This window comes from Roseomonas sp. E05 (assembly GCF_030063475.1).
In the GTDB taxonomy this organism is placed as follows: domain Bacteria; phylum Pseudomonadota; class Alphaproteobacteria; order Acetobacterales; family Acetobacteraceae; genus Pseudoroseomonas.
Genome location: NZ_JASIRT010000014.1, coordinates 71890 through 92733, shown reverse-complemented (window position 1 = coordinate 92733; position 20844 = coordinate 71890). Strand labels below are relative to the sequence as shown.

Below are 20844 nucleotides of genomic sequence, written 5' to 3'. Positions count from 1 at the left end.
TTCAGGCCGGTATAAGTTGGCAGCTTATCCCGGTATATCCGCTTCCACCATGCTGCTGCCGGCCGACCAGCGGCGCCTGCTCGGCGCCTTCCTCCGCAGGCACCGGGAGTCCCTGGCGCCCCAGGCTGCCGGGCTGCCCATGACGCCGCCCGGGCATTCCCCGCGCCGCCGGCGCACGCCGGGACTGCGGCGCGAGGAGGTGGCGCAGCTCTGCGGCATCAGCACCACCTGGTACACCTGGCTGGAGCAGGGCCGGGACATCGCCCTCTCCGCCGAGGCCCTGGCCCGCCTGGCGGAGGCGCTGCGGCTGACCCCGGCGGAGCGCGCCTATCTCTTCGAGCTGGCGCGACGGCGGGACCCGGCGCCCCCCATGGCCGGGAGCGCCCCGGCCTCCCCTCCGCCCGAGCTGGTGGCGGCGCTGCGGGCCAGCGCGGCACCGGCCTATCTGCTGGACCGGTTGTGGCACGCGCGCGGCTGGAACGGTGCGGCGGGCCGCCTCTTCTCCCCCTGGCTGGGCAGCGGCGAGACCTGCCTGCTGCGCTACGTCTTCCTCGACCCCACGGCGCGCGACTTCATCTGCGACTGGGAGAACCGCGCCCAGCGGCTGCTCGCCGAATTCCGGGCCGACACGGCACATGACCCCGAGGACACGGGCATGCGCACCCTGGTCGGCGATCTGCTGCGGAGCAGCACGCCCTTCGCACGGTTCTGGAACAACCATGCCGTGCTGGCGCGCGAAGGCGGCGAGCGCATGTTCAGCCATCCGGAGGACGGCCTGCTGCGCTACGAGCAGGTCACGCTGCTGCCGGCGGCCCAGCCCGGCTACAAGCTGGTCATGCTGCTGCCGGCAGGGACCTGAGGCGGCGCGGCGGACACCTCAGCCCTTCCCCTTCCGCGTGCGGGCCGCGCTCCCGGCCTGCTGCCGGGCAGGAAGCTCCCCGGCTTCCGGCTCAGGCCCGGCCATCTTCCGCGCGACCGTCAGCAGCGCCGCCTTGTGCGAGAAGTCGAGCCGGCGATAGGCCCGCAGCAGCCCTTCCTCGTCTCCCGCCAGCAGGCCGAGCGAACCCTGCGCCTCCTCCAGCAGTTCGCTCGGGGGCGGCGTGTCCGGATCGAGCCCGACGAGATAGGAGATGGAGGTCGCCAGCACCTCGGCGAGCTTGATGAGCGGCTGGCCGCGCGGCATCAGCGCCTTGCCCTCGCGGACCCGGTCGAGATGGTCGGGCGGCAGGCCCGCGCGCCGGCAGGCCTCCTCGGCGGTCAGCCCGACCCGCTCCAGCCGGCTCTCCACGCGTTCGAGAAAGGCCTCCATGTCAGGATTGGGCAATGGGGAACCCTCCCTCTGCTTCCGGCGCGCGAGCCGCGCTTCGCCCCAGGATGAGGGCACCACCGCGGACACTGTCCAGATGCCAGAGGACCGGATGCCAGAGGAAGCCGGCGGCCCTGCCAGGGGTTGCCACGCGGGAGGCGCGGCCCGGCAGGTCTGGCCTGCGCCGGCTTCGTCTCGACATCGGCGGCGTCATCCCACATGCATGCTCCGGTTGATTGGGAGGAGATCATCCATGCCGGTGCCACGAGGGGGCAGTTCCGTCCTGCAGGCAAGGTCAGGACCGGGCGTGGCCGCCAGCGGGGAAGCCCCCGGCCGGCAGCGGCGCTGGACGGGCCACGAGATCCGGCTGCTCACCCTGGTCTCCCTCGCGCATCTCGTCAGCCATTTCCACATTCTCGTCCTGCCGCCGCTGTTTCCCCTGCTGCGGGAGCGGATGGGCGTCGGCTTCGTCGAGCTCGGCCTGGCCCTGACGGTCTTCAACATCGTCTCGGCCGTGACCCAGGCGCCGATGGGCTTCCTGGCGGACCGGGTCGGGCATCGGCGCGTGCTGATGGCGGGGCTCTGCCTGGGCGGGCTGGCCTTCATCTCGCTCAGCTTCGCCGGGACCTATGCCTGGCTGCTGGTGGCCGCCGCCTTGGCCGGCCTGGCCAACAGCGTCTATCACCCCGCGGACTATGCCCTGCTCTCGGCCGGCATCGACGAGTCGCGCATCGGCCGGGCCTTTTCGGTCCATACCTTCGCCGGCTTCCTGGGCGGCGCCATCGCGCCGGCCGTCATGCTGGGCGTGGCGGCCACCGCGGGGCTGGCGCCGGCGCTGGTCCTGGCCGGCGCGCTGGGGCCGCTGGCCGCCCTTCCCCTCCTGCTGGACCGGAGCGCGGCGCCGAAGCAGGCCGGCCCCGTGCCGCTCCCCCGCCCAGGAAAGCAGCCGGCGGGCGCCGCGACGGCACTCTCGGTGCTCAGCCCCGCCATCCTGTCGCTCACGGCCTTCTACGTGCTGCTCAGCCTCTCCAACGGCGGCATCCAGAACTTCGCGGTGGCTGCCTTCGTCAGCGGCTACGGCCTCGAACTGGCCACCGCCAACGCGGCGCTGACGGCCTTCCTGGCGGCCAGCGCCTTCGGCGTGCTGGCCGGCGGCTTCGTGGCGGACCGGACGCGGCGGCATGGCGAGGTCACTGGCCTGGCCTTCGGGATGACGGCCGCCCTGGTCCTGCTGGTTGCCCTGTTCGACATGCCGAATGCCGTGCTGATCCTGACGATGGGCGTCGCCGGCTTCCTCTCCGGCGCGATCACCCCCTCGCGCGACATGATGGTGCGGGCCGCCTCGCCGCCGGGCATGGCGGGGCGGGTCTTCGGCATCGTCTCCACCGGGTTCAACATCGGCGGGGTGGCCGGGCCGGTGCTGTTCGGCTGGATCCTGGACCATGGCGCGCCGCGCTGGGTGTTCGGCGCCTCGGTGGTCTTCATGGTCATCACCGTGGTGATGGCGCTGTCCGGCGGCTATGCCTCCCGCCGCCGGGCGCGGCGCGGCGCGCCGGTCGCGCCGTCGCCCTGAAGCCGCCCTCCGCGCCCCTGCTCCCGGGAGGTCCGCCTTTCATCACGGCGCCCTCGGAACAGGGGCTGGTCGGGTTTCGCGGAACGGTTTGGGCCGGCGAGCCGCGCGGCAGCCCGGGCGCCCCATCGGGCGCCTCCTGCACAGTCTCCGGAGACCGGCTGCACCCATGACCAGGGAGCCGACAGGAACAGGATGAAGGCGAACGAGACCAGCGCACCGGCCGGGAGCGCCGCCGAAACCGCGCCGCCGCCCGAAGGCTTTTTCCGCATCCTGCTGATCTTCCTGCGCCTGGGGCTGACCTCCTTCGGCGGGCCGGTGGCGCATCTTGGCTATCTTCGCGGCGAGTTCGTCACGCGGCGCCGCTGGATGAGTGAAGCCGCCTATGCCGACTTGGTCGCGCTGGCGCAGTTCATGCCGGGTCCGGCCAGCAGCCAGACGGGCTTCGCCATCGGCGTGCTGCGCGGCGGGCTGCCGGGCGGGCTGGCGGCCTGGCTCGGCTTCACCCTCCCCTCGGCCATCGTGATGCTGCTGGCGGCCTATGGTGTGGAACTCGCCGCCACGGGCGTGGGCGCGGGGATCGTCCATGGCCTCAAGCTGGTGGCGGTCGCGGTGGTGGCGCAGGCGGTCTGGGGGATGGCGGGGAGCCTCTGCCCGGACCGGACGCGCGCCACCATCGCCGTGCTGGCGACGCTTGCCCTCCTGCTGCTGCCCTCTGCCCTCACCCAGGTCGCGGCGATCCTGGCCGGGGCCGCCGCCGGTCTCGTCTTCTGCCGCGGCGGCGCCCTGGCGCAGGACGCGACGCTCGGCTTCCGTGTCGCGCCGGGCGCGGGCCTCGCCGCGCTGGTGCTGTTCGCCATGCTGCTGCTCGGGCTCGGGCCGCTCGTGGCGGCGAGCGGCTCGCATGCCCTGGCGCTGGCCGGGGCCAGCTATCGCGCCGGCGCGCTGGTGTTCGGCGGCGGGCATGTGGTCCTGCCGCTGCTGGAACGCGCCTTCGTGCCGACCGGCTGGATCCCGGCCGATGCCTTTCTCGCGGGCTACGGGGTGGCGCAGGCGGTGCCGGGGCCGCTCTTCACCTTCGCGGCCTTCCTGGGGGCGGCGCAGGGGCTCTGGCCGAACGGGGCGCTCGGGGCGGCCATCGCGCTGCTGGGCATCTTCCTGCCCGGCCTGCTGCTGATCTACGGCATGCTGCCCTTCTGGGACAGCTTCCGGAAGCGACCGAAGGCGCAGGCCATGCTGCGGGGCGTCAACGCGGCGGTGGTCGGCATCCTGCTCGCCGCGCTGTTCGACCCGATCTGGATCTCGACCGTCCATGCGCCGGCCGACTTCGCCGTGGCGCTCGCCGCCTTCGCGGCGCTGGTGCTGTGGAAGCTGCCGGCCTGGCTGGTGGTGGTCCTCACGGCGGCGGCAGGCGCCCTCGCCGCGAGCTTCTGAGCGCGGCAGCGCCGCAGGGGGGCAGGAGAAGCCTTCCAGGCCTCCCGCCCCGCTTCAGTCCTTCCCTCGGCCGCACCGCCTCCCCCTCCCGAGGCTTTCCCATCCCGACCCGGCTCGCTTTGCCCCTCCCGCCGAAAGCCCGGCCGCGGCAGCGCGGAGGGGCTCATTGCGGCTGATAAATCCCATTATGTGGGACAATACTCCTGTATTTGACACAAGACCGGAGGCTGCACAGGATGCGCGCCAACCAGGGTCATGAGCGGGGAACCATGTCAGCCAAAGCCCGGAGCGCGCAGGACGATCCGGCCGGAACCGGCGCCGCCGTGTCCTCCGCCGCTGGCACGCAGACCTTGCTGCGGGGCCTGAAGGTGCTGGAATGCGTCGCCGCCGGCACGCAGGATGTCCAGGGCATCGCCGAGCGGCTCGGCACGCCGCGCAGCACGACGCACCGCATCCTCAGCAGCCTGGTCGCCGCCAAGTACCTGCATCACCTGCCGCACAAGGGCTACCTGCTCGGCCCGATGCCGATCTATCTCGGCCACCGCGCATTGGAGCAGCGGCCGCTCGTCGCCATGGCGCAGCCGCATTGCGAGGCCCTCTCCCGCCAGACCGGGGACACCGTCCATCTCGGCGTCATGGACGGCGCCGAGGTGGTCTATCTGCTGAAGATCTCCGGCACGCGGGGTTTCGAGATGCGCTCCCGCGTCGGCCAGCGCATGCCGCTCGCCACCACGGGCATCGGCAAGGCGCTGATGCTCGGCCTGCCGGAGCCGCGCTGGCGCGAGCTGCACGAGAGCGCCCTGGCGCTGAATGCCCGCAGCCGCGATCGCCCGCCCGCCCTGCCCTGGGAGCCCTATGCGGAGCGGATGCGCGCCTATCGCGCGCGCGGCGTGGTGTTCGACCTGGAGGAGAACGAAGTGGGGATCCGCTGCGCCGGCGCGCCGGTGCATGACCGTGGCGGCCGCGTTGCCGCCGCCATCAGCGTGGCGAGCGCCGCGCCCTTCATGCCCGAGGAGCGGCTGGAGGAGGTGGCGCCGCTGGTGCGCGCCACGGCCGATGCCGTTGCCCGCGAACTGGGATGGACGGAATGAGCGGCACCCCGGCCCTGATCGCGCTGGACTGGGGCACCTCCAGCCTGCGTGGTTTCCTGATGGATGACGCTGGCACCGTGCTGGAGCAGCGCGGCAGCGGGCATGGCATCGTCAACCTGCCCGAACCCGGCGCCCCCGGCTTCGAGGCCGCCTTCGCCACACTCTGCGGCGGCTGGCTGGACCGCTTCCCCGGCCTGCCGGTGGTGGCCGGCGGCATGGTGGGGAGTGCCCAGGGCTGGCGCGAGGCCGCCTATGCCGACTGCCCGGCCGATGCCCGGCGGCTGGCGGCGGGCGCGGTCGAGGTGGGTACGGCGCGCGGCGCGCGCATCCTGATCGCCCCCGGCCTGGTCTGCCGTGCCCCGGGCACCGCGCCGGACGTGATGCGCGGCGAGGAGATCCAGGTGGCCGGCGCGCTGCTCGCCCGTCCTGACCTGGCCGCGCGCAGCCTGCTGGTGATGCCCGGCACCCATTCCAAATGGGTCGAGGTGGAGGATGGGCAGATCACCCGCTTCGCCACCTACATGACCGGCGAGCTGTTCGCCGTGCTCTGCCGCCACTCCCTGCTGGGGCGGCTGATGACCGATGAGGCGGCCGGGCCGGAGGTGGCCGAGGCCGCCTTCGCGCGCGGCGTGGCGATGGCGCGCGAAAGCCTGCCGGGCGACCTGGCGCGTCACATCTTCGCCGCCCGCAGCCTGGGGCTGACCGGCGAGATGCCCGGCGCGGCGCTGAAGGACTTCCTCTCCGCCCTGCTGATCGGGCACGAGGTCGCCTCCGGCACCCGGCGCGCCGACCTCCGCGGCATGCCGCTGGCACTGATCGGCGAGGATGCGCTCTGCCACCGCTACGGCGAGGTGCTGCGGCGTTTCGGCACGCCGCCCGCCGTGCAACTCGGCAACACGGCCCCGGCCGGACTGTTCCATTTCGCCGTCGCCGCCGGGCTGGTCGCGCCCCCGGCCCCCGGCAAGCAGGAGACGCTGCCATGACCCCCGCCCCGCTGCAGGGCCGGCTCGACGCCGCCTTCGCGCAACTGCCGCTGGTCGCCATCCTGCGGGGGCTGCGGCCGGAGGAGGCGGAGCCGATCGCCACCACCCTCTACGAGGCCGGCTTCCGCCTGATCGAGGTGCCGCTGAACTCGCCGCAGCCCTTCGACAGCATCGCGGCCATCCGGCGCCTGCTGCCGCCGGATGCGCTGGTCGGCGCCGGCACGGTGCTGCAGGCGGCGGATGTCGGCCGGCTGGCCGATCTCGGCGCCGAGCTGGTGGTGATGCCGCATGCCGACACGGTGGTGATCGCGGCGGCGGCGCAGGCTGGCCTGCTCTGCACCCCCGGCATCGCCACCCCGACCGAAGCCTTCGCCGCGCTGGCCGCGGGCGCTGCGGCGCTGAAGGTCTTCCCCGCCGAGATGGTCGGCCCGCCGGTGGTGAAGGCGATGCGCGCGGTGCTGCCCAAGGGCACGCGGCTGCTGCCGGTGGGCGGCATCACGCCCGCCACCATGGCGCCCTTCCTGGAGGCCGGCGCGGCCGGCTTCGGGCTCGGTTCGGCACTGTTCAAGCCGGGCATGGCCGCGGCTGACGTCGCGGCCAGCGCGCGGCGCTTCACCGAGGCCTGGCGGGCGCTGCGCCCGGCCTGAGCCATCCCGGGCGACGTCCTCTGGACGCGGCTGATCACCCTCGTGCTGCTGCTGGTGGCGGCGCTCACCCTGATGCTGCCGATTCTCCGCCAGTGGTGGCGCGCTTCGCCCCGGTCCCCGGCCTGAAGCGCGACAGGGCGGCGGGCCTCGGCGTTCCGCCGCCCTTTTCGTGGCGACACGATACTCAAGCCGCCGCCCCTCCCCTTGCCGCCTGCGGCGGCCCGGCCGATCATGCGCCGCCCCGCGCTGCACAGCGCGCCCCGCCTTCCGACGCGAGATCCTGCCATGGCCATTCTGAAGATCGCCCGCATGGGCCACCCCGTGCTGCTGGAGACGTGCCAGCCTGTCGAGGACCCCGGCGCGCCGGAGATCCGGCGCCTGGTGCAGGACATGTTCGAGACGATGGAGGACGCGCCGGGCGCCGGCCTCGCCGCGCCGCAGGTGCATGTGCCACTGCGGCTCTTCGTCTTCCGGGTGCTGCCGGCCCGCGCCAGCGGCGCGCCGGACGACACGCCCGTGGGCAACACCGTGCTGATCAACCCGGTGATCGAGCCGATCGGCGAGGAGAAGCACCTGCGCTGGGAAGGCTGCCTCTCGATTCCCGGCCTGCGCGCCGCCGTGCCGCGCTACAAGCGGCTGCGCTACAGCGGCGTGGACTGCGACGGACGCAGGATCACCGCCGAGGTCAGCGGCTTCCATGCCGGCGTCGTGCAGCATGAGAATGACCACCTGGACGGGATTCTCTACCCCACCCGCATGGAGGACTTCCGGCTGATGGGCTTCAACGAGGAGATCGCCCGCAACCAGGAGGCCGGCCTCTACGGGACGGCCCCGCTGCAGCCCGGCGCATCGCGGCCCGCCGGCTGAGAACCGTGGCGGCGGAGCGCCTGGCCCAGACAGGCCGGGCGGAGGCCGGGATTCACCGGCTCGCCCGGTCGCCTTCCCGCGCACGGCCGGCATAGAGCCGGTCGAGCAGGTCCGACGCCGCCGCGTCCACATTGGCGGCGGAGGCCATCAGCATCGTCCCCGTGATGGTGAGCCCGGACCGGCCCGGCCGCCGCCGCCGCGCCGTGACGGCGAATCGCGCGCCCAGCCGCTGCTTCAACTCATCGGCCGCCATCTCGACCGCGGCATCGTCCACGCCCTGGAGCGTGATCCGGATGCCCGTTTGGTAGTCGCCCATCTCGCACCCTCCTGATCCGGGGGTGAGTGTGTCGCCGCGCTCCGCGCCGCGCCACCAAGGCAAAGCGGGGATTGCGGAGGATTACGGGGATTAATCCCTGGCGCCCTCCCGGCTTTGGTGCCCTCAACGCGGAACGGAAGGGAAACAGGGGGGTGCGATCTTATCCCCAGCTTTCGGGGATAGGGCTGTGGATAGGCCCGTGGACGATGCCGCCATGTCTTTGAACCAACTGCACCCTCTGCGGAACAGGGTGGGCCGCCCGGTTGCAGGCCACGCCCGAGGGGGTCGGGGAGCCAGGATTCGCGGCAGTCCAAGGTGTTGGAGGCAGCGCCGCGACCCGCCGCCCCGGAGGATTGACAACTCGGGCGGGCATGGCCAGATTGTTTGCGAGCGATTTGCATTCGCAGATGATAGCGCCATGATTTCTCCGCCGATCCTGCCCCCGCATCTGCTCCGACGAGAGGCGCGGAGGATGGTGGCTCGTCGCCGCCCCTTCCCCGGAGGCGCCGCCCGCGGCCGCGCATCCCCGCGCGGCAGGTTTCGCGCTTGAGCCCGCCGCGCGCGCAGCGCCCTCCGCCATCACGCCACCTCCCTTTTCATCCCCGCGAGGAGCTCCCCATGGAAGGTTACCCGACCGGGCCGAACGGCTCACACCCTGGCGCCGGACTGCCGCGCCGCCGCGCCCTCGGCCTCCTCGCCGCCGCCCTGGTGGCGGGGCGGAGCTCCGGCCTCGCCACACGGCCGGCTGCCGCGGCGACGGCCGGCACCGGCGCGGCCCCGGCCGTGCTGCGCACCGCCAAGGTCTATCCCGGCCTCTACGAGCTGGTGGTCAGCCGCACCACCGGCCTGGTGCATGTCGCCGCCACCGGCCCGCGCGGCGGCAGCGCGGCCCGCATCCTCGGGCTGGACCCGCAGAGCCTGGACGTGCGGAGCCAGATCGACCTCGGCGACGAGCCGGCCTTCGGCCTGGGGCTCAATGACGCCACGGGCCTGGTCTACACGTCCAACACGCGCTCCGGCACCGTTTCCGCCATCGACCTGAAGGCGGGCAAGGTGGTGGCCACCGTCTCCCCGGGGGAAGGCGGGCATCCCCGGCAGGTGCTGGTGGATGAGGCCGCCAACCGCGTCTACGCCAGCAATTTCGGCGCGCGCGGCAAGCCCAGCGCGGTCTGGATCATCGACGGCGCCACGAACACCCTGGCCGGCACCATCACCGAGGGGCTGGCGGAGAGCGGCATCACCGGCCTGGCGCTGGACAGGGGCGGCAACCGTCTTTTCGCGACCTCGCTGACCTCCAACGAGGTCGTCGAGATCAGCCTGGCCGACAACCGTGTCGTCCGCCGCTTTCCCTCGGGGGGCGAGGGCCCGATCAACCTCGCCTTCGATGCGGCGGGCCAGCGCCTCTTCGTCGCCAACCAGAAGAGCAACGCGGTCGCGGTGCTGGACGCCGCGAAGGGCGCGGTGGTGAAGAGCCTGCCAACCGGCGAGGGGCCGCTGGGCATCGGGCTCAATCCGGCCAACGGGCTGCTCTACGTGGCCTGCCGCCGCTCCGGCACCGTCAATCTGTTCGACAGCCGCGAGATGAGCCTCCTGGCCTCGCTGGAGACGGGCACGCATCCCAACACCGTTGCCTTCGATCCCCGCAGCGGTCTGGCCTACGTCACCAACAAGGCCCAGAGCGGCGGCCGCGGCGCCCCGCCGGTGGATGATCCGGACGGCGACACCGTCAGCATCATCCGCGCCTGAGGCAGCCGGGGCGGAAGAGGCGCGCGATGAACGAAGGAGCCATGGCCATGGCGGAAATGACGCGGCTGGACGCCACGGCGGCACCGGCCGGGCCGCCGCTCTTCGCCTTCCTGTCCGGCCGGGCGACAATCGTCGGGCATGGCCTGGCGCGCGTCCTGCCGGCAGGGCCCGCGGCAACGCTGGCCGGCCGCGTGGCGGCCTTCTTCCGCGACGCGGAACCGGGCGCGATCCTGGCCGGTGCCCTGCCCTTCGACCGCGCGACGGAGGACCATCTGGTCCAGGCGCGGCACATGGCCCCCGGCCTCCCGGTACTCGCCCCCGCCATGCCGCAAGCGCGCTGGACCCTGCGCCCCGATCCGGCGCCGGAAGCCTTCGCCCGCGCCGTGGCCCAGGCGCTCGAGGCGATGCAGGCGGGCGATCTGCGGAAGGTCGTGCTGTCGCGCAGCCTGCTGGCCGAGGCGGATCGCGCGATCGACCTGCCGGCCCTGCTGCACCGTCTGGCGGGCGACCCCAAGGTGACGGCCTTCCTGGTGCCCCTGCCCGAGGCGCGCGTCGCCGGAGCGGCGGCGCCCCGCTTCCTGGCCGGCGCGACGCCCGAGCTGCTGATCGCCAAGACCGGCCGCGCCATCCTGTCGCATCCGCTGGCCGGTTCCGCCCGGCGCCAGGCCGAGGCCGCAGCCGACCGCGCCGCCGCCGCCGCCCTGGAACGCTCCGAGAAGGACCGGCGCGAGCATGCGCTGGTCGCCGAATTCGTCCTGGACACCCTGGCGCCCTACTGCCGTTCCCTTTCGGCGCCGGAGGGCATCCGGCTCACTACCACCGCCACCATGTGGCATCTCGGCACGCGCATCCTGGGCGAGCTGAAGGACCCCGGCGTCTCCTCCGCCGAGCTGGCGGCGGCATTGCACCCGACGCCCGCCGTCTGCGGCGTGCCGCGCGCCGCTTCCGCGCGGCTGATCGGCCGTCTGGAGCCTTACGACCGCGGCTTCTATGCCGGTGCGGTCGGCTGGTGCGATGCGCATGGCGACGGCGAATGGCATGTTTCCATCCGTTGCGCCGAGATCGCCGGGAACAAGGCACGCCTCTACGCCGGCGCCGGCATCGTGCCCGGCAGCGATCCGGCGGCGGAGACGGCCGAGACGGCCGCGAAATTCGGCGCCTTCCTGCGCGCCCTCGGCATCGAGACGGAGGAGCGGCGCCCGTGATCCCCCTGCAGCAGCGCTGGCCCGAGGACTTCGCCCGCCGCTATCGCGAGAAGGGCTACTGGCGCGGCGAGACCTTCGCTGGCTTCCTGCGCCAGCGGGCGGAGCAGCGGCCGGATGCCGTGGCCATCGTCGATGGCGCGCGGCGGTGGACCTATGCCACGCTCTGGGAGCGGGCCGAGGCCGCCGCGGCCGGCTATCTGCGCGCGGGGCTGCGGCCGGGCGACCGGGTGGTGGTGCAGCTCGGCAACGTCGCCGAGTTCTTCTCCAGCGTCTTCGGCCTGTTCCGCGCCGGGATGATCCCGGTCTATGCGCTGCCGGCGCACCGCATCACCGAGATCGCGCATTTCGCCCGGCGCGCCGAGGCGGCGGGCTATGTCATCGCCGAGCGCGGCGACAACTTCGACTACCGCGAGCTGGCGCGCGCCTTGCAGACCGAGGTGCCGGCGGTGCGGCACGTTTTCGTCGCCGCCGGCGATCCTGCCGAGTTCCAGGCGCTGCCGGCGGAGCGCGATCCGGCCATCACGCTGCCGCCCGAGGTTTCTTCCTCGGACGTCGCCTTCCTGCAGATCTCAGGCGGCAGCACGGGACTTTCGAAGCTGATCCCGCGCACGCATGACGACTATCTCTACAGTTGCTGGGCCAGCAACGCGATCTGCAACGTCACGGAGCGCAGCGTCTTCCTCGTCGCGCTGCCGGCGGCGCACAACTTCCCGATGTCCTCGCCCGGGCATATCGGCGCGCTCCATGCGGGCGCGACGGTGGTGCTCAGCCCTTCGCCCAGCCCGGATGTTGCCTTCCCGCTGATCGAGCGCGAGCGGGTGACGATCACCGGCCTGGTGCCGCCGCTGGCGCTGCTCTGGCTGCAGGCGGCGCCGAAGACGCGGCATGACCTCTCCAGCCTGGAGGTGCTGCTGGTCGGCGGCGCCAAGTTCACCCCGGAGGCCGCGAGGCGCGTGCGGCCGGTGCTGGGCTGCACGCTGCAGCAGGTCTTCGGCATGGCCGAGGGGCTGGTGAACTACACCCGCCTGGACGACCCGGAGGAGATCATCACCCACACCCAGGGCCGCCCGATCAGCGGGGACGACGAAGTGCTGGTGGTGGACGATCTCGGCAACCCGGTGCCGGAGGGCCAGCCGGGCTATCTGCTGACCCGTGGCCCCTATACCATCCGCCGCTATCACAACGACGACGCCGCCAATGCCCGTTCCTTCACGGATGACGGTTTCTACCGCACCGGCGACATCGTGCGGCGCCTGCCGGGCGGCTATCTGGAGGTGCAGGGCCGCGCGGGTGACCACATCAACCGCGCCGGCGAGAAGATCTCGGCCGAGGAGGTCGAGGACCATCTGCTGGCGCATCCGCAGGTCTTCGACGCCGCCATCGTCTCCATCCCCGACGAATACCTGGGCGAGCGGAGCTGCGCCTTCATCATCCCGAACGGCGAGAAGCCGAAACCGGCGGCGCTGAAGGCCTGGATGCGCCAGCGCGGCATCGCCGAATTCAAGGTGCCCGACCAGATCGTCTTCACCGAGGCCTTCGCCACCACGGCGGCCGGCAAGGTCAGCCGGAAGGAGCTGCGGGCGCGGCTGCGCGCCGCCTTCCTCGAAAAGCAGGCTTGAAGCAAGACTCCGGCGCCTGCGCTCCCAAAGGACAAACTGCGTGACTGCCACCAAAGGCCTCCCCACCATCCCGAGCTATCCCCTGCCGCGCGCCGAGGACCTGCCGGCGCCACGCGCGCCCTGGCGGCCGGAGCGTCGTCGCGTGGCGCTGCTGGTGCACGACATGCAGCACTACTTCGTCCGCCCCTTCGTGCGGGATGCGGCGCCGCTGGCGCCGGTGGTGGCGAATATCGCGCGGCTGATCGCGCATGCGCGGGCGCATGAGATTCCCGTGTTCTACACTGCGCAGAAGGGCAACCAGGACCGGCGCGACCGCGGATTGCAGGCCGACCTCTGGGGTCCGGGCATGTCGGACGCGCCGGAGCACCAGCCCATTCTGCCGGAGCTCCAGCCGGCAGCCGGCGACTTCGTCCTGACGAAGCATCGCTACAGCGCCTTCCAGCGCAGCAACCTGGAGACGCTGATGCGCGTCCGCGGCCGGGACCAGCTCGTGGTGAGCGGCATCTACGCGCATATCGGCTGCACGCTGACGGCCGCCGAGGCCTTCATGCGCGACATCGAGCCTTTCTTCGTTGCCGATGCCACCGCCGATTTCTCGGAGGAGAAGCACCGCATGGCGATCGGCTATGTCGCCGGCACCTGCGCCGTGCCGATGACGACCGATCAGCTCCTGGCTGCCCTGTGATGCTGACCCGCGAGCGCCTGCGCGCCGACATCGCCGCCATCATCCACACCGATCCGGAGGAGATCGGCGGCGAGGACGACCTGATCGACCTCGGCCTCGACTCCCTCCGCGCCATGAATTTGCTGGTGCGCTGGAGCGAGGCCGGGCTGCAGCTCGACTTCGGCGAATTCGCCGAGCGGCTGACGCTGGACGCCTGGTGGGCGATCGTGGACCGCCAGCAGCGGCAGGCCCGCTGAGCCGCATGTCGGGCCAGCCTGCCATGACGGCCGCACCCGCGCCGCAGCCGCTGACCGAGGCGCAGTCCGGCCTCTGGTACGCGCAGGCGCTCGACCCGGCGAACCCCATCTTCAGCACCGGCCATTACCTCGACCTGCAGGGGCCGCTGGATGCCGAGGCGTTCCGCGCGGCGGTGGACGGCATGGTGGCCGAGACCGACGCGCTGGCGCTGCGGATCGAACCCGGCCGGCAAGGCCCGGTGCAGTCGGTCGAGGAGGCACGCCGCCCCTGGCTTGAGATGGCGGACCTCTCGGCCGAGGCCGATCCGGAAGGTGCCGCACGGGCCGCGATGGCACGGGACATGGCCACCCCCGTCGATCCGGCGCGGCACCGGCTGGCGCGGGAAGTCCTGTACCGGCTCGGGCCGGAGCGGCACTTCTGGTACCAGCGGGCGCATCACCTGGCGCTGGATGCCTTCGGCACCGACCTGGCGCTGCGGCGCGTGGCCGGTCTCTATGCGGCCCGGATCGGCCAGGGGAAACCCGGCCAGGAGCATCCTGGGCAGCCGCTGCCGCCCTTCAGCCTGGCGCTCGCCGAGGATGCGGCCTACCGGAGCGGCCCTCGCCGCGCGGCGGATGCCGCCTACTGGCGCGAGGCCCTCGCCGGCAGCCCGGACGTGGCAGGCATGGCGCCGGGCGTGGCGGTCACGGCGCATCGGGCGCATCGCTGCATGGTCGCGCTGCCGGACAGCGTGGCCGCCGCCCTCGCCCGCCTGGGCCAGCCCTGGCCGGATGCGCTGGCGGCCCTCGCCGGGGCCTATGTGCGCCGGCATGCCGGCGGGGCGGAGGCGGTGGTCGGCGTCGCCTTCATGGGCCGGCTCGGCAGCCCTGCCGCCCGCGTGCCCTGCACGCTGATGAACGTGCTGCCGGTGCGCCTGCGCCCGGATGAGGACCTCCCCCTGGCCGACATGCTGCGAGAACTGGCCCGCCCCCTCGCGCAGGCGCGCCGCCATGGGCGCTATCGCGGCGAGCAGCTGCGGCGCGACCTGGGGCGGCTGGCGGCGGGGCGGCGGCTCTTCGGGCCGCTGGTGAACCTGCTGCCCTTCGACAGCCTTCCCGCTTTCCCGGGCCTGCTGGTCCGGCAGCATGTGCTGGGCACCGGCCCGGTGGACGACATCACCTTCAACTTCCGCGCCAGCCCCTCGGGCGCCGGACTGCGGCTGGAGGTGGAGGCCAACCCCAACCTCTATTCCGGGCTGGCCACGCGCGCCCATGCCACGCGGCTGGCGCATTTCATCGCCGCGGCGCTGGAGGCGCCCCGCCTGGCGGAGGTGCCCACCGCCGCCCCGCAGGAGGCGGAATGGCTGCTGCATGGGCTGAACGCCACCGGGCACCCCGTGCCCGACACCACCCTGCCGGCGCTGTTCACGCAACGCGCGCGGGACGTGCCCTCCGCCACGGCCCTGGTCTTCGGCGCGGCGGAGATGAGCTATGCGGAGCTGGAGGCGCGCAGCGCCGCGCTGGCCGCCGCCCTGCGCGCGCGGGGTGCGGGACCGGGCCGGATCGTCGCGGTCGCACTGGAGCGGTCGCTTGAACTGATGGTGGGGCTGCTGGCCGTGCTGCGCAGCGGCGCGGCCTATCTGCCGCTGGACCCGGGCCAGCCGCCCGGACGCCTCGCCCGCATCCTGGCCAATGCGCGGCCTGTGGCGCTGCTGGCGGAGGCTGCCCTGCCCGGGGAGGTGCCGCTGTTGCCGCCCGCCGGCTGGCCCGCCGAGGGTTCGGCGCCGGAGGGCGGCCCGGCCCCCGGCGATGCCGCCTATGTGCTCTACACCTCCGGCTCGACCGGGGAGCCGAAGGGCGTGGTGGTCGAGCACCGCGCCATCCTCAACCGGCTGGAATGGATGCGCCAGCACTACGGCTTCACCGCCGCCGACCGCATCCTGCAGAAGACGCCCATCACCTTCGACGTCTCGGTCTGGGAACTCTTCCTGCCGCTGATCACCGGCGCCACGCTGGTGCTGGCGCCGCCCGGCGCGCACCGGGACCCGGTGGCGCTGGCCTCCCTCCTGCGCCGCCAGCGCATCAGCACGGCGCATTTCGTGCCCTCCATGCTGGCGGCCTTCCTGGCGGAGCCGTCCGCCCAGGGGCTCCGCCTCGCCCGCGTCTTCTGCAGCGGCGAGGAGCTGACGGCAGAGCTGCGTGACCGCTTCCACGCCACCTGCCGGGCCGAGCTGCACAACCTCTACGGCCCGACCGAGGCGGCGGTGGATGTGAGCTTCTGGCCCGCCTCGCCCGACGACACCTCGCGCCCCGTGCCGATCGGCTTTCCCGTCTGGAACACGCGGCTCTACGTGCTGGACGAGGCCATGCGCCCGGTGCCGCCCGGGGTGGCCGGGCATCTGTTCATCGGCGGGGTGCAGTTGGCGCGGGAGTATCTCGGCCGCCCGGACCTGACCGCCCGCGCCTTCCTGCCCAGCCCCTTCCGGCCGGGCGAGCGCATCTACCGCACCGGCGACCTCGCCCAGGTCAGGGAGGATGGCGCCATCGTCTTTCTCGGCCGCTCGGACCATCAGGTGAAGATCCGCGGCCTGCGCATCGAGCCCGGCGAGATCGAGGCGGCGCTGGCCAGCTCGCCGATGGTCCGCCAGGGCCGCGTCGTCGCGCGGGAGGACCGCCCGGGCGACAAGCGGCTGGTGGCCTATCTGGTGCCGGCGGAAGACTATGACGCGGAGGCGCTGCGCACGCATGTCGCGGCCCGCGTGCCGGACTACATGGTGCCCGCCGCCTTCGTGGCGCTGGATGCGCTGCCGGTGAACAGCAGCGGCAAGCTGGACCGGGCCGCCCTGCCGGCGCCCGACCATGCCGGCCCCAGCGGGCGCCCGCCCCGGACGGAGGCCGAGCAGCGCATGGCCGGCCTCTTCGCCGAGGCGCTGGGCCTGGAGCGGATCGGCGCGGAGGACGACTTCTTCGCGCTCGGCGGCCACTCCCTGCTCGCGGTGGAACTGATGCTGCGCGTGCGCGAGGTCTGGGGCTGGGACCCGGGCCTCGGCGCCCTGTTCGAGCACCCGACCGTCGCGCGCCTCGCCACGGTGATGGAGCAGGAGAACGAGGCGGATCACGGCCTCGGCCCGCTGGTGCGGCTCTGCCAGGGCGACGCCGCCCTGCCGCCGCTGTTCATGGTGCATCCGGCGGGCGGCATCGCCTGGTGCTATGGCCCGCTGGCCCGCGCGCTCACCCCGCGCCGGACGGTCTATGGCCTGCAGGCGCCCGCGCTGCAGGAAGGCGCGCCGCCGCCGGACAGCCTGGAGGCGCTGGCGGCCGATTACGTGGACCGCATCCTCGCCGTCACGCCGCATGACACGCTCCATCTCGGCGGCTGGTCGGTGGGCGGCATCATCGCCCAGGCCATGGCAGTGCGGCTGCGCGCCCTGGGCCGGCGCGTCGGCGTGCTGGCCATGCTGGATTCCTATCCCACCGATGTCTGGCGTGCCGAGCCGGAGCCCGAGGCCAGCGCGCCGCTGCGCGCCCTGCTCGCGATCGGCGGCTTCGACCCTGACCGCCTGCCGGAGCCGGTGCCGCTGGAGCGCGAGGCCGTGGCCGCCTTCCTGCGCAGGAGCGACAGCCCGCTGGGCCGGCTGCCGCCGCCGGTGCTGAACGGCGTGGTGCGGGTGGTGCAGGGCAACAACCGCCTGGTGCGGGCGCATGAGCACGCGCGCCATGACGGGGCCATCCTGCATTTCCGGGCGGCGCTCGACCATGCCGGGCGGGGCCTTCACCCCGGGCTGTGGCAGCCCTATGCGGCGGCGGTGGAGGTGGTGGACATCCCCGCGCTGCACGCCGGGATGGTCGGGCCGGCAGCCACCGGCCGGATCGCCCCGGCGCTCTCGGCCCATCTTCTCGCCCGCGATTCGGAAGGCCAAGCCTGATGCGCCCGACAGGACTGAACGGAAAACTGGCCCTGGTGACGGGGGCGGCGGGCGGCATCGGCCTGGCCATGCTGCGGGCGCTGCACGAGGAGGGCGCGCGCATCGTCGCGACCGACCTCGACACCGCCGCCATCCCCGCCCTGCCCGGCCTGCGCGCCGAGCGGCTCGACGTCGCCGACAGCGCCGCCATGGATGCGCTGGTGGCGCGGATCGAGGCGGAGGAAGGGCCGATCGACTTCGGCGTCTCGCTGGCCGGCATCCTCTCGACCGATCCGGTGGCGGAGACCAGCGACGCCACCTGGCGCCGTGTCTTCGGCGTCAACGCGGATGGCGTCTTTCATCTCGGCCGGGCGCTGGCACGCGTCATGCGGCCGCGCGGGCGGGGCGCCATCGTGGTGGTCAGTTCCAACGCGGCGGGCGTCCCGCGCCATGCCATGGCGGCCTATGCGGCCTCGAAGGCGGCGGCCACCATGTTCACCCGCTGCCTGGGGCTGGAGCTGGCGCCGCACGGCATCCGCTGCAACATCGTCGCCCCGGGCTCCACGATGACGCCCATGCAGACCGGGATGTGGGCCGACGCGCACGGCGCGGCCCGGGTGATCGAGGGCTCGCTCGCCACCTACAAGGCCGGCATTCCGCTGCGGAAGCTGGCGACGCCGGAAGATGTCGCGGAGGCCGTCCTCTTCCTGCTTTCCGACCGCGCGGGGCACATCACCATGGCCGATCTCTACGTCGATGGCGGCGCGACGCTGCGTGGCTGACACTCCGCCCCCCGTCACCCTGCCGGGCACGGAATGCCACGCGCTGCGGACGCCCGGCGGCGAGTACCGCCTCTTCCTCGCCATCCCGCCGGGGGAGCCGCCGCCCGGCGGCTTTCCGGTGCTGACGGTGCTGGAGGGCAACGCATATTTCACGACGGTGCTGGATGTCCTGCGCAACGGCGCGCAGCGCCGCACGGCGACCGGCATCGGACAGGCCGTGGTGGCCGGCATCGCCTATCCCGGCGACGCCCGGCACGACCAGCAGCGCCGCACGCGCGACTTCACCGCCGGCCCCTCGGTGGAAGGCACCCCCCGGCCCACCGGCGGCCGCGACGCCTTCCTGCACGCCCTGCTGCACCAGGTGCGGCCCTTCATCGCCGGCCGCTGCGCCATGAACCCGGCGCGGCAGGTGCTGATCGGCCATTCGCTGGCGGGCTTCTTCACGCTCGACGTGCTGGCCCATGATGCGGAGGCCTTCAGCGACTACGTCGCCGTCAGCCCTTCCGTCTGGTGGGACGAGGCGCGGCTGCGCGGCGGCTCGCCCGTGGCGGGACGGCGGCTGGCGGTCAGCGTCGGGGAGTGGGAGCAGACCCTTTCGCCGCACGAACGCGCCGGCCCCCTGGCCGAGAGCACGGCCGAGCGCCGGGGCCGCCGCGCGATGGTGGACAAGGCGCGGGGCATGGCGGCGCATTTCGCGGCCTTCGGCGTCGAAAGCCGGTTCTGGTGCTTTCCGGAGGAGAACCACGCCTCCGTCGTGCCGCTCGGGATCAGCCGCGGGCTTCGCTTCGTGCTCGGGGAATAGGTGCGGCCAGGAGGCTCTGGAGGGGAGCCGTCCATCTCTGGTGCGCGGCCGCGGGAGGAGCCGTTGCCGCCCGGGATCACAGCGCGCCGGCCGGCAGATCCACCCAATGGGCACCCTGCATCGGGATCGCCAGGAACTGCGTATTCAGGGCGGCCATGGTGGCGGCGGGGTCCAGGTCGGCGCAGCGGTCGGGATGGAACCAGCGGGCCAGCACCTCCAGTATCACGAGATGGGCAGGCGTGTCGTTGAAGCCGTGCCAGATGGCATGGGCGCGGCCCTGCTGGACGGCCGGCAGCACGTCCAGCCGGTTGCGGCGGATGACGGCGGCGAGCTCCCGCGCGGCGTCCTCCGGCGCCACGCCGGGGCCGAGCGGAATGCCGCCGCGCCCGCCATAGGGCCCGCCGGTCGCCACATAGATCTGCGGGTTCTCGCCGATCACGTACTCCAGCGAGACGTTGCCCACCGGGCCGGGCAACAGATCGGCGCCGATATTGTGGCCGCCGGCGAAGGTGACCATCGAATCGAAGGCCCCCTTGCCCGGGGAGGAGCAGCAGGGCGTGCCGCCGGCATGGGCATGGACGAAGACCCTCGGCCGCGCCTGCTCCCGCCCTTCGAGCCGGGTCGCGATCGCCTGCAGATGGGCCGTGTAGAAGGCCTCGAAGGCGGCGGCGCGCTCCGGCCGGCCGAGCACCTGGCCGAGCAGGCGCATGCTCGGCCGGGTGGTGGTCATGGGATCGCTGAAGAAGTCGATGACCAGGGAGGAGATGCCCAGGGCGGCGAGCCGGTCGGGCATGGCTTCGCCCAGCGCGCGCAGCGATCCCAGGCTGAACACCACCAGGTCCGGCCGCGTGGCGATGATGGCCTCGAGCGACAGCCCGTCGGCCTGGCCGCGGCTGATGACCGGGATGGCATCGGCCTGCGGGAAGCGGGCGCGAACCATGGCGTAGTCGGGTGGATTCATGCGCCGCAGGTCATCGCCCCAACCGACGATGAGCGAGACCGGATCGGGGTGCAGCAGGGCCATGGCCAGCACATGCCGCGCCTGGGTCAGGACGATCCGCTGGGCCGGGCGGGGCAGTTCCAGCTTGCGGCCCAGGATGTCCCTGGCCTGGATGGGCGCCTGCGCCTCGGCCTGCCTCCCCGCGCGAAGCAGCATGGCAAGCGGAAGGGCGCCGAGCAGGGTGCGACGCTTCATGCCCCCTCTCCCGGGGGCGGGCGCAGGAACGGCAGGCGGGTCATGCGGGGCCTCCGGCAGAACATCGCCTTCCGCATGTGCCATTGATGAGAATGAGACGCAATGTCGTAGATCCGCGCCGCTGACCTGCGCAACAGCATAAGTCGGCACGGGCGAGGGCTGGCGGTACAGCACGCTGCAGAGCCCACCCGATCACCGTCACGACCGGCCCCAAGGCAGATCGCGCGATACACCCGCGCCGTGAGCCAGGAGCGGTTCGCAGCGGCTGCAATTCCGCAAATCAGCAGCGCGCTTCATGAACAGCAGTGATCACGCCTGCAGCGGCGGTTTGACCCTTCCCGTCGCAGAGCACTGTTCATGGAGGGAATTTTCGAGAGGGTGGCGTCCCCAACGGGATTCGAACCCGTGTTACCAACGTGAAAGGCTGGTGTCCTAGGCCTCTAGACGATGGGGACCAACGCCAATTCGAACTCGAC

18 protein-coding genes and 1 tRNA gene are annotated in these 20844 nt (G+C 72.9%); 15 read left to right on the top strand and 4 right to left on the bottom strand.

Translation table 11 applies throughout. The features are described 5' to 3' along the window. Positions 1-49 precede the first annotated feature (49 nt). Positions 50-859 carry a helix-turn-helix transcriptional regulator gene (locus tag QMO56_RS15420; protein ID WP_283527031.1) on the top strand — a complete coding sequence of 270 codons (810 nt, stop codon included), beginning with the start codon at positions 50-52 and terminating at the stop codon, positions 857-859. Positions 860-877: 18 nt separating this feature from the next. Here QMO56_RS15420 and QMO56_RS15415 read toward each other — a convergent pair whose 3' ends face one another. Next, positions 878-1324 (bottom strand): helix-turn-helix transcriptional regulator, encoded by a 447-nt coding sequence (locus QMO56_RS15415; protein ID WP_283527030.1) that lies wholly within the window; start codon positions 1322-1324, stop codon positions 878-880. Between the two features lie 235 nt (positions 1325-1559). Between QMO56_RS15415 and QMO56_RS15410 the strand changes: the two genes are divergently transcribed. The 6 genes from QMO56_RS15410 to def all read left to right on the top strand — a co-directional run bounded on the left by QMO56_RS15410 (position 1560) and on the right by def (position 7898). Beyond that, positions 1560-2879, top strand: coding sequence for an MFS transporter (locus tag QMO56_RS15410; RefSeq protein ID WP_283527028.1), 1320 nt, complete (start codon positions 1560-1562; stop codon positions 2877-2879). Between the two features lie 192 nt (positions 2880-3071). Further along, a complete protein-coding gene (gene chrA, locus QMO56_RS15405; protein ID WP_283527026.1) occupies positions 3072-4310 on the top strand; it encodes a chromate efflux transporter in 1239 nt (412 codons plus the stop codon). 269 nt (positions 4311-4579) lie between these two features. After that, the gene (locus tag QMO56_RS15400) at positions 4580-5401 is read left to right on the top strand and encodes an IclR family transcriptional regulator (RefSeq protein WP_283527024.1); all 822 of its coding nucleotides are present in this window, start codon (positions 4580-4582) and stop codon (positions 5399-5401) included. Continuing rightward, the gene (locus tag QMO56_RS15395) at positions 5398-6384 is read left to right on the top strand and encodes a 2-dehydro-3-deoxygalactonokinase (RefSeq protein WP_349362365.1); all 987 of its coding nucleotides are present in this window, start codon (positions 5398-5400) and stop codon (positions 6382-6384) included. Before QMO56_RS15400 ends, QMO56_RS15395 begins: the two co-directional genes overlap by 4 nt. Beyond that, entirely contained in the window at positions 6381-7031 is a 651-nt protein-coding gene (locus QMO56_RS15390; protein ID WP_283527020.1) for a 2-dehydro-3-deoxy-6-phosphogalactonate aldolase, read from the top strand. The genes QMO56_RS15395 and QMO56_RS15390 overlap by 4 nt, the downstream gene beginning before the upstream one ends. Before the next feature lie 285 nt (positions 7032-7316). Continuing rightward, the gene (gene def / locus QMO56_RS15385) at positions 7317-7898 is read left to right on the top strand and encodes a peptide deformylase (RefSeq protein ID WP_283527018.1); all 582 of its coding nucleotides are present in this window, start codon (positions 7317-7319) and stop codon (positions 7896-7898) included. A 52-nt stretch (positions 7899-7950) separates the two neighbouring features. Here the strand turns inward: def and QMO56_RS15380 are convergent, their stop codons facing one another. Next, entirely contained in the window at positions 7951-8214 is a 264-nt protein-coding gene (locus QMO56_RS15380; RefSeq protein WP_283527016.1) for a hypothetical protein, read from the bottom strand. Positions 8215-8832: 618 nt separating this feature from the next. Between QMO56_RS15380 and QMO56_RS15375 the strand changes: the two genes are divergently transcribed. From QMO56_RS15375 to QMO56_RS15340, 8 genes are read left to right on the top strand one after another with little or no spacing between them, the layout of a single operon-like run. Beyond that, positions 8833-9960 carry a YncE family protein gene (locus tag QMO56_RS15375; RefSeq protein WP_283527014.1) on the top strand — a complete coding sequence of 376 codons (1128 nt, stop codon included), beginning with the start codon at positions 8833-8835 and terminating at the stop codon, positions 9958-9960. A 26-nt stretch (positions 9961-9986) separates the two neighbouring features. Continuing rightward, entirely contained in the window at positions 9987-11165 is a 1179-nt protein-coding gene (locus QMO56_RS15370; RefSeq protein WP_283527012.1) for an isochorismate synthase MenF, read from the top strand. Further along, positions 11162-12784: a (2,3-dihydroxybenzoyl)adenylate synthase gene (locus tag QMO56_RS15365; RefSeq protein ID WP_283527010.1), complete on the top strand. Its 1623-nt coding sequence runs from the start codon at positions 11162-11164 to the stop codon at positions 12782-12784. The genes QMO56_RS15370 and QMO56_RS15365 overlap by 4 nt, the downstream gene beginning before the upstream one ends. Positions 12785-12824: 40 nt before the next feature. After that, on the top strand, positions 12825-13469 hold the full coding sequence (locus QMO56_RS15360; RefSeq protein ID WP_283527009.1) for an isochorismatase family protein: 645 nt from the start codon (positions 12825-12827) through the stop codon (positions 13467-13469). Further along, positions 13469-13705, top strand: a complete 237-nt coding sequence (locus tag QMO56_RS15355) for a phosphopantetheine-binding protein (RefSeq protein WP_283527007.1) — start codon at positions 13469-13471, stop codon at positions 13703-13705. Before QMO56_RS15360 ends, QMO56_RS15355 begins: the two co-directional genes overlap by 1 nt. Before the next feature lie 23 nt (positions 13706-13728). Next, a complete protein-coding gene (locus tag QMO56_RS15350; RefSeq protein ID WP_283527005.1) occupies positions 13729-17610 on the top strand; it encodes an amino acid adenylation domain-containing protein in 3882 nt (1293 codons plus the stop codon). Beyond that, the gene (locus QMO56_RS15345) at positions 17610-18371 is read left to right on the top strand and encodes a 2,3-dihydro-2,3-dihydroxybenzoate dehydrogenase (protein ID WP_283527003.1); all 762 of its coding nucleotides are present in this window, start codon (positions 17610-17612) and stop codon (positions 18369-18371) included. Before QMO56_RS15350 ends, QMO56_RS15345 begins: the two co-directional genes overlap by 1 nt. Further along, on the top strand, positions 18364-19173 hold the full coding sequence (locus QMO56_RS15340; RefSeq protein WP_283527001.1) for an alpha/beta hydrolase: 810 nt from the start codon (positions 18364-18366) through the stop codon (positions 19171-19173). Before QMO56_RS15345 ends, QMO56_RS15340 begins: the two co-directional genes overlap by 8 nt. Before the next feature lie 76 nt (positions 19174-19249). Here the strand turns inward: QMO56_RS15340 and QMO56_RS15335 are convergent, their stop codons facing one another. Beyond that, a complete protein-coding gene (locus tag QMO56_RS15335; protein ID WP_283527000.1) occupies positions 19250-20368 on the bottom strand; it encodes an ABC transporter substrate-binding protein in 1119 nt (372 codons plus the stop codon). A gap of 379 nt (positions 20369-20747) precedes the next feature. After that, a tRNA-Glu gene (locus QMO56_RS15330) sits at positions 20748-20823 on the bottom strand. Positions 20824-20844: the final 21 nt, after the last annotated feature.